Origin of the sequence: Caballeronia choica (assembly GCF_001544535.1) — a bacterium.
Lineage (GTDB): Bacteria > Pseudomonadota > Gammaproteobacteria > Burkholderiales > Burkholderiaceae > Caballeronia > Caballeronia choica.
The window spans coordinates 1-12,291 of the sequence record NZ_FCON02000189.1; the positions used below are offsets into that span (position 1 = coordinate 1).

The window sequence follows — 12,291 nt, forward strand, 5'->3', positions numbered from 1 at the left end:
GTCGCCTTCGTCGCCGGCATGCGCAAGATGCTCACCCGCCTCAACGCCATGATGCGCGATTCCACAACCTGGAACCCGCCAAAAGCATGACCCTTTTATGCTCTCGTGCTTGACCTTTAATACAGTTGCTTTCTTTGCAGCAGCAAAGAAAGTAAGTCCCGCCCCGGACAGGGGCAGAGCTAATAAACCACTAAGAAAACAAGTTCCCTGGAAGCCTGAGCGCATCAAACGGTTGAAAGCCCGACCTCAAGCACCAACGGCTACTGCAAATTCCCAGCAACCGCGATGGTCTGCCCGGTAATGTAGTTAGACTCCGGCGAGCAGAACAGATAAACGCCGCCCGCGGCTTCCTCCGGCGTGCCACCGCGCCCAAGCGGATTACGCTGCGCATGCGACTTGAGCGCCTCAGGATTGACGCCCACGCGAATGTCCCGCCCGTCGATCTTGACCGTAGCCCCGTCCTTCGCATCAGCCGATGTCATGCGCGTGTGGATCAGCCCGAACGCCACGCAATTGACGTTCACGTTGAAGCGTCCCCACTCGCGCGAGAGCGCACGCGTCATGCCGATCACGCCGGCCTTGGCCGACGAATAGTTCATCTGGCCCGCGTTGCCGTTCAGCGCAGACGTCGAAGAGATGTTCACGATCTTGCGATACACCTCGCGGCCGGCCTCCTTGTCGGCGGCATGCAGTGCCTTGACGTGCGGATAGGCGGCACGCAGGATCCGGAACGGCGCGGTCATGTGGCAGTCGATGATCGCGTACCACTGTTCGTCAGTCATCTTCTGAACCACGTCGTCCCACGTGTAGCCCGCATTGTTCACGAGGATGTCGATGCCCTTGTACGCGCTCATCGCCGTGTTGACGAAGCGATCGGCGAAGTCCGGTGCGCTGACGTTGCCCACGCACGCCACTGCTTCCACGCCCATCTTCTTCAGCGCTTCGACAGTTTCGTGCGCCGGATCGGCGTCGAGGTCGTTGATCACGAGGCGCGCGCCTTCGCTTGCGAGTTTCTCCGCGATCGCGCGGCCGATTCCGCGACCCGAACCGGTTACGAGTGCCACCTTGCCGTCAAGCTTTCCCATGTTGCATGTCTCCTTGAATCAATCGGTATCAGAAGGCGATCACCGCGTCGCCGAGGACGCGTGGTTCGCCATATTGGTTGGTCGTATGGATTTCCAGTCTTGCGCGCCGCTCGCCGTCGACCTCGAACTTCTCGACCACGCGTCCGTTGCAGGTGATCTGGTGGCCGAGATGCGTGATGCCGACGAAGCGCACGCCGAACTGGCGCAGTTGCCGCTGATCGACCCAGAGGGTCAACAGGCGCCCGAGGTAGGCCATCGAGAGCATGCCGTGCGCGAACACGTCGGGCATCCCGGCGCGGCGCGCGAAGTCCGTATCGATGTGGACTGCGTTGTGGTCGCCCGAGGCGCCCGCAAAAAGCGCCAGCGTCGTGCGGTTGATGGGCGCGAGCGTAAGCGGCGGCAGCGTGCCGCCCACCTCGATGGCGTCGAAGGTCAATGTGCTCATTCGTGTTCTCCGTTCAGCCGTTGCGTTGCACCAGCACGCTGCGCAGGTCCGCAACATGCTCGCCGTGCTGGTTGGTCACGCGCGTTTCGCGCACCACGAAGTCGAGCGCGCCGCCCTTCTTGTCGTAGATGTCGGCGATGCGGGTTTCGAAGCGAAGCACGTCGCCCGCATGCGCGAGACGGTGATAAGTGAACGACTGCTCGCCGTGCAGGATGCGCGCGACCCGGATGCCGATCTCGTCGCGCCAGCGCGTGTCCGGCTGGTGCAGTTCGAGCGAGAAAAGGAACGTGGGCGGCAGCGGCAGGCTGGGGTGCCCCGCATCGCGGGCCGCCGACTCGTCGAAGTAAATCGGGTTGGTCTCCCCGGTGGCCTTGGCGAAGAATCGCAACTGGCCGGCTTCGGCCACGGTGCGGAACTCGGGAATCGCCTTGCCGATGAATTTCTTGTCGATCATGTCGAACTCTCCGTCGGTGAATTCGGCTCAGGCCGCCTTGTACACGGTGGTGACGCAGGCGCCGCCCAGGCCCAGGTTGTGCGCGAGCGCGACCTTCGCGCCTTCCACCTGCCGCTGCTCGGCGGTACCGCGCATCTGGTGCGTCAGCTCGTAGCACTGGGCGAGGCCGGTCGCGCCGAGCGGGTGGCCCTTCGACAGCAAGCCGCCCGACGGATTGACCACCCACTTGCCTCCGTAGGTGTTGTCGCCGTCGTTCACGAGCCGCTCGGCTTCGCCTTCGCCGCAGAGGCCAAGGCCTTCGTAGGTCAGCAGTTCGTTCTGCGCGAAGCAGTCGTGCAGCTCGATCACGTCGATGTCTTCAGGACCGACACCGGCCTGCTCGTAGGCGAGCTTCGCGCCCGAGCGCGTCATGTCGAAGCCGACGACGCGGATCATGTCGCGCGAGTCGTAGGTGCTGGGAAGGTCGGTGGTGAGCGACTGTCCGGCGATCAGCACATCGGTGCGCAGGCCGCGCTTGCGGGCGAATTCCTCGGACACGACGATCGCGGCAGCGGCGCCGCAGGTCGGCGGGCAGGCCATGAGACGGGTCAGCACGCCTTCCCAGATCATCGGCGACGCCAGCACGTCCTCGGTCGTCACGACGTTACGGAACACGGCAAGCGGGTTGCGTGCCGCGTGCTGGCTCGCCTTCGCGCGGATCTTCGCGAACGTCTCGATCTTCGTGCCGTACTTCTCCATGTGCGCGCGGCCGGCACCGCTGAACTGGCGGATCGCGGGCGGAAGATCGGTACGGTCGACGAGTTCGTTCACGAGGTCCAGCGCGCGTTCGAGCGCGGGCGCCCGGTCGTTCCATTTCGACGACAGCGCGCCCGGCTGCATGAACTCGAAGCCGACGGCAAGCGCGCAGTCCACCGCGCCGCTTTGCACGGCCTGCCGCGCGAGGAACAACGCCGACGAGCCGGTAGCGCAGTTGTTGTTGACGTTGATGACCGGGACGCCGGTCATGCCGACGTGGTAGAGCGCCTTCTGGCCGCAGGTGGAATCTCCGTACACATAGCCGGCGTAGGCCTGCTGCACGTCGGCGTAGTCGATACCGGCGTCGGCGAGTGCCTGACGGACGGCGCCCGCACCCATGACGTCATACGGCTCGCTCATGCCGGGCTTCCTGAACGGGATCATGCCGACACCGGCAACGAAGGTTTTACGGCTCATATCTTTTGCTCCTTGATGGTTTTGGATGTTCGATTTACAGCTTGCGGGAGATGAGGTCGCGCATGACTTCGCTCGTGCCGCCATAGATGCGGTTCACGCGGGCGTCGGCGAACGCGCGGGCGACCGGGTACTCCAGCATGTAGCCATAGCCGCCGTGCAACTGGACCATTTCGTCCAGTGCCTTTCCGAGCGTTTCGGTCGCGAAGAGCTTGGCGATCGCGGATTCTTCGAGCGTCAGGCGCCGGCGGACATGTTCCGAGAGGTAGTGATCCACCATGAGGCGCACGGCGGTCGCCTGGGTCTTGACGTCGGCGAGCTTGAACTTGGTGTTCTGGAAATCCCACACCGTCTGGTTGAAGGCCTTGCGGTCCTTCACGTAATTCAGCGTGTGGTCGAGGCAGGCTTCGAGCCGGGCGGCCGCGCCGATCGCGATCGAAAGCCGCTCCTGGGGCAATTCGGCCATCAGATAGGCGAAGCCCTTGCCTTCCTCGCCGAGACGGTTGGCGACCGGCACGCGCACGTTGTCGAAGAAGAGCTCGGCGGTGTCCTGTGCATGCTGGCCGACCTTGTCGAGCTTGCGGCCGCGCCGGAAGCCGTCGCGGTGTGCCTCGACCACGATCAGGCTCACGCCCTTCGCGCCGGCGCTCGGGTCGGTCTTGCAGACGACGATGATCAGGTCCGCATTCAGTCCGTTGCTGATGAAGGTCTTGCTGCCGTTGATCACGTACTCGTCGCCGTCGCGCACGGCTGTGCTGCGCACGGCCTTGAGATCGCTGCCGGTGCCCGGCTCGGTCATGGCGATCGCGAGGATGTATTCGCCGGAACACACCTTCGGAAGCCACTTCTGCTTTTGCTCCTCATTGGCGATGCGGGCGATGTACGGCGCGATGATGTCGGAGTGCACGCCAAACCCCAGGCCGCTCAGCCCGGCGCGGTTGACTTCCTCGTTGAACACGGCCGCATGGCCGAAGTCGCCGCCGCCGCCGCCGTATTCGGTCGGCAGGGTGAGGCAGAGCAGGCCTTCGCGGCCGGCCTTGAGCCAGGTCTCGCGATCGACGCGTCCGGCCTTGTCCCACTCCGCGACCTTGGGGGCGCATTCGCGTTCGAGGAAGCGGCGCGCGGTGGTGCGGAGCATTTCGTGGTCGTCGCGGAAAACGGTACGGGTGATTTGCATTGCAATGTCCTGAATGTGAGTGTGGCGTTCGGGCCTGTCCGCGCGTCAGCGGATGCGGGCGACGTGGGGAGCCGGTTCGGCGTCGTACAGCTGATCGATGAGCGGTGCGCGGCGGGCGCGGGTCACCGCCTGGTTCACGTAGCCCTTGTCCGCGATTTCGTTGGCGTCCATCGAAGGCGGCTCGGCCATCAGCATCACGCGCTCGACGGTGAGGCTGGCACCGCCCGCGCTCTGCGCACGCAGGCGTTCGCCGAGCGCGGCGACGACGACGGGATGCACGGCCAGCGCCGCCGCATCGAGGCCGGCGAGTTCGGGAGCCAGTCGCTGGCATTGCGCCACGTTGGGCCACGCAAGCGCGGCGAGGAAGTCACGGTCATGGCCGCAGATCACGGCGTCGGTGATGAGGGGTGCGCACTGGTCGATGAGAGCAAGCCGCACGGAGCCGGTCCGCACCCAGGTGCCGTTCATGAGCTTGAAATCCTCGACGACCCGGCCAGCGAAGAGGAGGCCCTGGGCGGGATCGGTGGGATCGGCGAGCCGCACGGCGTCGCCCAGGCGAAAGAAGCCCTCTTCGTCGAATGCGGCGGCGGTCAGTTCGGGGTTGCCGATGTAGCCGGCAAAGACGTGCGAGCCGCGCATGCGCAATTCGTAGCGTCCGTCGCCGCCGTCGACCGGCAGGAGCTTGACCTCGGAACCGGGCACGGGGGTGCCGATGTTGTCGATTGCAGCGAAAGGCCAGCCGCAGTAGGTGCCCATTCCGGTCGTCTCCGTGCAGGCGAGGCCCGTGGAGAACACGATGCGCTCGCCGACGGTCCGCGCGGCCACGCGCTGGATGCGCAGCCACACGTCTTTTGGCAGGCTCGCGCCGCCGTAGCCCAGGTACTGAACGTTGGAAAAGAGGTTGCGCGCCAGCACGGGGTCGCGCTCGAGCTCGGTCGCGAGGACAGCCCACGCCGACGGCACGCTGGTGAAAATGGTCGGCGACACCTCGCGAAGATTGCGCACCGTGCGTTCGATGAGGCCGGGAAGCGGGCGTCCGTCATCGATATAGTGGGTCGCGCCGAACTGCACCGATCGTCCGAGGTTCAGCACGCCGCCCAGACCGTGGTGCCACGGCAGCCAGTCGAGAAACACGGGCGGGCTGTCGCGCAGCCAGCCGAGGTTCTCGGCGTAGTAGGCGGCTACGGTCTTGAAATTGCGGTAGGTGAGCCGCACCGCTTTGGGTGCCCCGGTGGAGCCGGAGGTGAACAGCACGCGGACGGTGTCGTCCATGCGCGTGGCCCTATGCGCGGCGTCGACTGCGGCGAGGCGCTCCGGCGACAATTCGGTCGCGATCAGGTCGGCCCAGGCGAGTTGACCGGGCGCGGCGTCGGATACGGCGATCACGGGTGCCGCACCCAGTTCGAGAGCGGCGAGTGCACGCTCGAAACGCGCGCCCGACTGCACGAACACCGCGGCCGGCGGGAAGAGTCCCGCGACGCCCCTGACGCGAGCGAAGTCGCGGCTAAGCATCGAGTAGGCGGGCGATACGGGCGCCGTGGGAATGCCCACATACTCGGCCGCGAGCAGCAGCACGGCCTCTTCGATCGAGTTGCCCGACAGCAGCATCAGCGGATGATCCTGATCGAGCCCGAGCGAGAGCAATGATGCGGCGACGGCCCGCACCTGGTGCCAGAGTTTGCTCCAGCTGACCGAGCGCCAGTTGCCCGCTTGATCGCGCTCGCAAAACGCCGGCATGCTGCCGCGGCTTTCTGCCCAGACCGGAATGAATTCGACGAAGCTATTCTCGACGATGGGAGCAGGTTGGGTCGCCGAGCGAAGAATCAGCGTGCCGTCGGCACGACGCTCGACGAGCGTGCGCCGCTCGGGAAAGCGCACGCGGCGATAGGGAGCCGATACGTGTTCGTCAGCCGTGAGCGTAGTCATTGCGCTTGTCTCCTGCATGGACGCGCATGGACATGCGCATCGCGTTTTGATTTTGTGGGTATGCCGTGGGGCGCGCTTTCGGCATCACCCCTCGTGTTCAAGAATAGTGGTTCGCGCAGAAGAATGAACCACCCGTAGCGGGTAGCAGGGCCGCTGGCGCTTGGGGTTAGGCGGGGGTTGGTGTTTACGCCGTTTGAAGTTTCGCGCTTCTATGGAACTCGTATTGGCGTTGGCTTGAGCCAAGCACCAGGAAAACAAGTCCCATGAAAGCGCGAAAACATCAAACGGTGTGAATCAGCACTTAGCCGATTTCGCCAGAACCAGAACCCGAACCGGAGGAGGTAAAGGCGCCATCGCCGCCAAGCGCGAGATCCCGTATCCGTGCGACGGCTTCATCGCGGCTCGACACGGCGAGCTTCCCGTAGATGTTCTTCAGATGCCACTTGACGGTTTCCGGCGAGATGCCGAGCGTCCGGGCGATCTTCTTGTTCGGCAAAGCTTGCGAAAGCAGGCGCACGACTTCGGTCTCACGCTCGCTCAGCAATTCCGCGCCGCTCGCCGGGGCGCCTCTGGCGCTGGCCCGCGCGCTGGACACGGCAGCGTCCGCGGACGCCTTGCGATGCGCTGCCTGCAAGCGGCCGACATAGAAAGAAAGTACGGAGTCCTGGGGTGCGCTTTCAAGCACCTGTTCGACAAGCGCCAATGCGCCCGGGTCCGCGTCGAGCAGGCTGCGTACGAGCCCCAGTCGGTGCCCGCTGCGCAGCGCGGCGAGAACCGCCTGACGCGCCGGCCCCGCCCGATTGCGCCGCGTATCGACCACGGCGCCCTGCATCTGGAAGCGGACGACGTGCCGCTGCCAGCCGCGCGCATCGCACAGCGCAATCAGCGGTCGCAGCCGCGCGGCGGCTTCGTCGAAATCCTCCTGCGCAATGCACCAGTCGATGTGCGATCGCGCCGCGATCGCCTCGACTTCGGCGAGCGTGCCCGGGCGCGCCGGCGGGATGCGGGCCGCGATCGCGTCGAGGCGTGCCAATTGGATCTCGGCGTCGTCGAACTGGCCGCAGAGCAGGTTTCTGTGCAACTGCTCGGCGAGGCTGTGTGCCAGCAGGCGGTCGAGGCCGTGGTGCGATGCGTATTCCTCGAGGCGCTCCAGGTACGCGTCGGCGTCCAGCCGGTGCCCGATGGCCCAGTGGCTGGCCGACAGCGCAGTGAGCGCCCGCAGCACCGCGTCGGGAATGGACACGCGTTCGAGGACGTCGACCCGCTCCTCGAGCAGCTTGCGCGCGGCATCCAGTTCGCCGAACTCATAGAGCACTTCGCCCAGCACCGCTACCGCGAGCGACGAGGCTTCGGTGGCGGAGCTGGCACGTTGATCCGCTTCGAACAGCACGTCGCGGCACAGGCGTTCTGCGTGGATGAACCTGCCCTCCAGCGCGTAGCTGAGACCGATGATGCTGCGGCCGTTGAGCATGCCCGTGGAGGTTCCCATGAGCGGCGCGCCGTCCACCAGAAGCGGCGGCGCTTCGGTCTGGACGGCGCGTGCGCGTTCGTATTCGCCACGGCGTGCGTACAGCAGCGACAGAATGTTGTTCCGGCCGCCGAGAATCAGGCTGTCGGCGCTGGCGGGCGCCTCGAGCAGTTGCGGGAGCATGGTGAGGAGTTCGTCGGAGTCGTCGCGCTGCACCGCGAGGGCCGCTTGCAGCAACTGGAGCCGGAATCGCGAGTAGGTATCGGATTCGGGGATGTCGTCTTTCAGGCGGGCGATTCCGGCGGCGCACGCCTCGAACTCGCGTGCATAGAGATGCAGGTGCACCGTCCACAATCGAAGTCCGATGCGTGCCTGGACATCGGCGACAGGCAGAAGGCGGATCAGCGCGACCAGCTTGCGCATGTCGCCCCGGACCTGCATCGGCCGCGCGACCTGCAGAACGAGGTCGGCAGCCGCGGCGGATTCGCCGGCAAGCAGCGCATGACGCACGGCCTCTTCGGGTTGGTCGTGATCGCGAAACCAGTGCCATGCCGCGATATGCACCGTGCGCTGCTGTAACTCGCTGCGCGCCCGAAAGCGGTCGAGCAGCGTTTCTCGAAAGAGCGGGTTGAGCCGATACCAGGTCTCGCCGCGCGAACTCTCGATGGTGGCGATGAAAAGATTCTCGCTTTCCAGCCGCGTGAGCAGCGAGATCACTTCGATGGACGGCTCTTCGTCGCCGACGAGCGCGACGCACAGTGACGCGCACACTCGCAGGCACGTCGCCATCCGCGTCAGCAACTCCACCTCTTGCGGCGAAAGACGGCACAACACTTCGCGTTCGAAATACGCGGCGAACGCATGCGCATCGCGAAGCTGGGTGCGCGCGAGCGGGTCGGCTGACGCGATGTCGGTCGCGTCGCGATTCTTTCTGGTCAGCCGCATGGCGAGAAGCTGCAGTCCCGCGACCCAGCCGTCCGTGAGCTCGTGCAGCTGGCGGGCATCGCGGCGATTGATGTCGCCCAGATGTGCCTTCAGGAACTCCTCGGATTCGGCGACGGTAAAGCGAAGGTCGCGCATGTCCAGTTCGAGCAGAAGCCCCTGATCGCGCAACCGGCCGAGCGAAAGAGGCACGGTGCCACGAGACACCAGCACGACGTGCAGATTGGGCGGCGCGTAGTCCAGCAGCCACTGCAGCGCTTCGTGGCTTCGGCCGTTCGTGAGGTGGTGCAGGTCGTCCAGCACGAGCACGAGGTCGGCCGGGTGGCTCGCGATGCCGCGCACCAGCGCGATCACCGAGCGCTCGACGGTCTCTTCGTCCATGCCGCGACCGCCGAGGAGCGTGGCTTCCCGGCAGATGACGGGATCGATCTGCGCGACGCTGGCGAGCAGGTAGTCGAGAAATTGCGTGAGGTCGTCGTCCACGGCGAGGGTGAGCCACGCGACGTCGAAGCCGATCGGCAGCAACGCTTCCCGCCAGGCGACGAGCAAGGTTGTCTTGCCGCAACCGGCGGGGCCCTGGATCACGATGCAACGCCTGCGCCGGGCCTCGATCAATTGCGTAAGGAGGCGTTCACGCGCGACGATGCGCGCGGTGCCTCGCGGCGATACCGATCGGGAGGAGAGGGTGGACGCGCCAGCGGCGCCAGTGCGTGTGGGTTCGTCCATTGGAGCGGAATGCTGCGGCATGGTGATCGGCCCAGGGCGGTTCTGGCAGCTTGCCAGAGGACGAATCATGATCGGGTCATTCTACCCGCAGTGCCGCGTGGGCGGGGTGGACCGATACCCATGCAAGTTCCATCGAAGCCGAAGCGCAACGAACGGCGCAGACAACCCTAACCCTAACCCCAACCGCAAGCGCCGGCGCTCAACCTGCATCCCGCGCCGACGATACGATCCGCGACAACCCTCCCGACGACATCAACCTCACCACATCGCCCCCGGCGCGCCATGCATGACAGCTATCGACCATGGCCGGCCCGGGCGTCGGCACGCCCGATGCGCCATCTCCGGGGCTCAACCCATCCGGCATGTTGATCATCGTCTGAATGGCGGTCGTGGCGATCGGGCCGAGCAGTTCACTCAGGTGCGTGCATCCCTTCGACCCACCCAGACGGTCCTTCACGTGCTTCATGAAACCCGCGCCGATCGTGAGGCCCACGAGACTCGCGTAGGCCGCGCCGATCTCCGCGCACGACGGCGTCGGGGCCGCTTCGGTGCGCGCCTCGATGCGGCGAATCACGAGCTTCGCGTCGATCGTCACGACGATGCGCATGTCGTGAATCGCCCCGCCGGCCGCCACTTCCTTGTAGATGAGGTTGGCGTGGTGGGCCTTGGTGTCCTGCATGCGGCCTTCGATATCGAACAGTCCATCACTTCGCGCATAGCCCGAACAGACGATGTGGCGCGTATGCAGGAGCCGGCGCTTGGGTTGATCGGATGGCAGTTCGGTCATGGGGATGTCACCTGCTGGAGTGGAGTCGGACGCGAAATTCGCCGCGTGTCCCGATAGTCTCGCGAACCGCCGAAGCAGTCACCACCCGGCTGGGGTGGGATGGCCGCAAACACCCGCTCGCCACACCGCCACGGCTCTGTCGCTGTCCCCCTTCGCGTGCCTCGGGGTATTCCCGTTCCCACCCCGTGCGGGTGGGGGAAGCGCATCGGCGTGACTGCAGTATTGCCGCATATCGAATCGTTTGTCGATTTGCATGACTGATCTCGAAGCACGGATCGGGCGTTCAGGGATGCCACGATCCGTTGGCCTCGAAAGACCACGCGGTAGTAGCTGATTTTGGCCGTACGGAGTTTCATCGATTCCCGCCAGCCAGCGGGCATTGGCGTGCTGAAGGACCTTGCAACCAGATCCGCTGGGAGCGCAAACCAAAAAAGAGGAGACATGCATGCGTTTTAGCTTTATCAGCCAGGGTGCCTGTGGGGCCACCCTGATACTCGCGGCCGGCAGCGCGGCGGCACAGTCGAGCGTAACGCTATACGGGGTTGCAGATACGTTTATCCAGTACCTCAGCAATGGAGGAACACATTCCTGGTCCGAACGCAGCGGCGGCAACACGGGTTCGCAGTTCGGCTTGAAGGGCAATGAAGAGCTCGGCAACGGACTGAAGGCGCAATTCGATGTCGAGACCGGATTCAACCTCAACAACGGCACGCTCTTCGCGGATACCACGGCGTTGTTCTATCGGCAGTCGTGGGTCGGGCTGACTCACGACAGCTATGGCTCACTGACCTTCGGCCGTCAGTACCAGCCGACGTTCCGCGCGATCTATCCGGCTGATCCGTTCCGCGCGAACGAGATCATTTCGCCGCTCGCCGTCTCGGTGCTCGCCGTGGACCGGAACACGCTCGCCACGCAGTATTCCGCCGGCCGCAGCAGCAATTCCGTCGCTTACGCGTCGCCGAATCTGGGAGGTGTCCAGTTTTACGGCATGTACGCGCTCTCCACGACGGTCACGCAGCCCGTGCCGGCGAGCTTGGGCAACATCCTCGATGTCGCCGCGACCTATTCGGGCTATGGCTTCTTCGCCGGCCTCGGCTATCAGTATCAGCATCCTGGACAGGAGACTCTCCCGATGCTGCCCGCAGCCTTGAATCTTCTTGGGACGGAACACTTCGTGGGTGCGCTTGCGTATCGCATCGGCATCGTGAATCTGCAGTTTAACTACACGTATGTGAAACCGAAGGATGCGCCTGCGAGATCGCTTGCCGCGGTGTTGAACGCTGCGCATTCGATCGGCGAGGCGGAACTCGGCGCAACGATTCAGGCGACACCGTTCGATACGATCGAGATCGCGGGCATCGAGCGCAGCGTTCGCGGGGTGCACGACAACACGCTAGGCATCGAGGTCGGTGCCGATCACAACCTGTCGAAGCGCACGAGCGTCTATATGCGTGCCGGCTACTTGAAGAACAACGGAAGCGCGACGGCGAGCTGGCCGGGCGTGAGCGTCACGGAGCCGGGCACGAAGCAGATCCTCGGGCTTGTGGGGATGACACATCGATTCTGATGCCTTCGCGGCGGGCGTTTTTTTAACCTCGAGCGGGTGGATGGTGGGGCGCTGGCTTTTGGGCTTGCGGCGGTGAATTCATCGGCTTGGGGTTGGGGGTGGGGTGCGGCTGTCGCTTCTTACACCGTTTGATGTTGATGCGCTTCCAGGGAACTTGTTTTCTTAGTGGTCTATTGGCTCTGCCCCTGTCCGGGGCGGGACTCACTTTCTTTGCTGCTGCAAAGAAAGTAAGGGAAGGTCTGAACAACCCGTTTTCTGCTCTGGATATCTAACTGGCACACTCAGAATGAAGATTGCATCGTCATTTGCCCCGCGCTGGACGGCATTCTGTTGCGCCTGGGCAACCGGCGTACCGCTTTTGCGGTACGTCTTCGTCCTTCATTGCTCTTCACAGCTTTCTGCGCGCCATCCACAGATTGGCCAACGCGAACTGCGTTTCGATCTGAGCCGTGTTCTTCGCCAAGCCGCGGTACCGCGCCTTCATATATCCAAACTGCCGTTTCAG

At 64.6% G+C, this 12,291-nt stretch carries 9 protein-coding genes and 1 pseudogene; 1 reads left to right on the plus strand and 9 read right to left on the minus strand.

Annotated elements, in window-relative coordinates; translation table 11 throughout:
• Positions 1-260: 260 nt before the first annotated feature.
• From AWB68_RS38700 to AWB68_RS38735, 8 genes are all read right to left on the minus strand, one after another.
• Positions 261-1,085 carry an SDR family NAD(P)-dependent oxidoreductase gene (locus tag AWB68_RS38700; RefSeq protein ID WP_087649491.1) on the minus strand — a complete coding sequence of 275 codons (825 nt, stop codon included), beginning with the start codon at positions 1,083-1,085 and terminating at the stop codon, positions 261-263.
• 28 nt (positions 1,086-1,113) lie between these two features.
• Positions 1,114-1,530: a MaoC family dehydratase gene (locus AWB68_RS38705; RefSeq protein ID WP_087649492.1), complete on the minus strand. Its 417-nt coding sequence runs from the start codon at positions 1,528-1,530 to the stop codon at positions 1,114-1,116.
• Positions 1,531-1,543: 13 nt separating this feature from the next.
• Entirely contained in the window at positions 1,544-1,984 is a 441-nt protein-coding gene (locus AWB68_RS38710) for a MaoC family dehydratase N-terminal domain-containing protein (RefSeq protein ID WP_087649493.1), read from the minus strand.
• 27 nt (positions 1,985-2,011) lie between these two features.
• A complete protein-coding gene (locus AWB68_RS38715; RefSeq protein WP_087649494.1) occupies positions 2,012-3,196 on the minus strand; it encodes a lipid-transfer protein in 1,185 nt (394 codons plus the stop codon).
• A 34-nt stretch (positions 3,197-3,230) separates the two neighbouring features.
• Positions 3,231-4,370, minus strand: a complete 1,140-nt coding sequence (locus AWB68_RS38720; protein ID WP_087649495.1) for an acyl-CoA dehydrogenase family protein — start codon at positions 4,368-4,370, stop codon at positions 3,231-3,233.
• A 45-nt stretch (positions 4,371-4,415) separates the two neighbouring features.
• Positions 4,416-6,296 carry a feruloyl-CoA synthase gene (locus AWB68_RS38725; RefSeq protein ID WP_087649496.1) on the minus strand — a complete coding sequence of 627 codons (1,881 nt, stop codon included), beginning with the start codon at positions 6,294-6,296 and terminating at the stop codon, positions 4,416-4,418.
• A 301-nt stretch (positions 6,297-6,597) separates the two neighbouring features.
• Positions 6,598-9,432, minus strand: coding sequence for a LuxR C-terminal-related transcriptional regulator (locus tag AWB68_RS38730; protein WP_200828918.1), 2,835 nt, complete (start codon positions 9,430-9,432; stop codon positions 6,598-6,600).
• 199 nt (positions 9,433-9,631) lie between these two features.
• Complete coding sequence (locus AWB68_RS38735) at positions 9,632-10,219, minus strand: DUF2889 domain-containing protein (RefSeq protein ID WP_087649498.1); 588 nt, start codon at positions 10,217-10,219, stop codon at positions 9,632-9,634.
• A gap of 445 nt (positions 10,220-10,664) precedes the next feature.
• On the opposite strand from AWB68_RS38735, the gene AWB68_RS38740 reads away from it, so the two are divergent.
• On the plus strand, positions 10,665-11,786 hold the full coding sequence (locus AWB68_RS38740; RefSeq protein WP_087649499.1) for a porin: 1,122 nt from the start codon (positions 10,665-10,667) through the stop codon (positions 11,784-11,786).
• Between the two features lie 388 nt (positions 11,787-12,174).
• Here AWB68_RS38740 and AWB68_RS47430 read toward each other — a convergent pair.
• A pseudogene (locus tag AWB68_RS47430) lies at positions 12,175-12,291 on the minus strand (IS5/IS1182 family transposase); the annotation flags it as partial.

Coding starts and splice junctions, on each gene's coding strand:
- AWB68_RS38700 (WP_087649491.1), bottom strand. CDS start 1,085: ATGGGAAAGCTTGACGGCAAGGTGGCACTCGTAACCGGTTCGGGTCGC.
- AWB68_RS38705 (WP_087649492.1), bottom strand. CDS start 1,530: ATGAGCACATTGACCTTCGACGCCATCGAGGTGGGCGGCACGCTGCCG.
- AWB68_RS38710 (WP_087649493.1), bottom strand. CDS start 1,984: ATGATCGACAAGAAATTCATCGGCAAGGCGATTCCCGAGTTCCGCACC.
- AWB68_RS38715 (WP_087649494.1), bottom strand. CDS start 3,196: ATGAGCCGTAAAACCTTCGTTGCCGGTGTCGGCATGATCCCGTTCAGG.
- AWB68_RS38720 (WP_087649495.1), bottom strand. CDS start 4,370: ATGCAAATCACCCGTACCGTTTTCCGCGACGACCACGAAATGCTCCGC.
- AWB68_RS38725 (WP_087649496.1), bottom strand. CDS start 6,296: ATGACTACGCTCACGGCTGACGAACACGTATCGGCTCCCTATCGCCGC.
- AWB68_RS38730 (WP_200828918.1), bottom strand. CDS start 9,432: ATGGACGAACCCACACGCACTGGCGCCGCTGGCGCGTCCACCCTCTCC.
- AWB68_RS38735 (WP_087649498.1), bottom strand. CDS start 10,219: ATGACCGAACTGCCATCCGATCAACCCAAGCGCCGGCTCCTGCATACG.
- AWB68_RS38740 (WP_087649499.1), top strand. CDS start 10,665: ATGCGTTTTAGCTTTATCAGCCAGGGTGCCTGTGGGGCCACCCTGATA.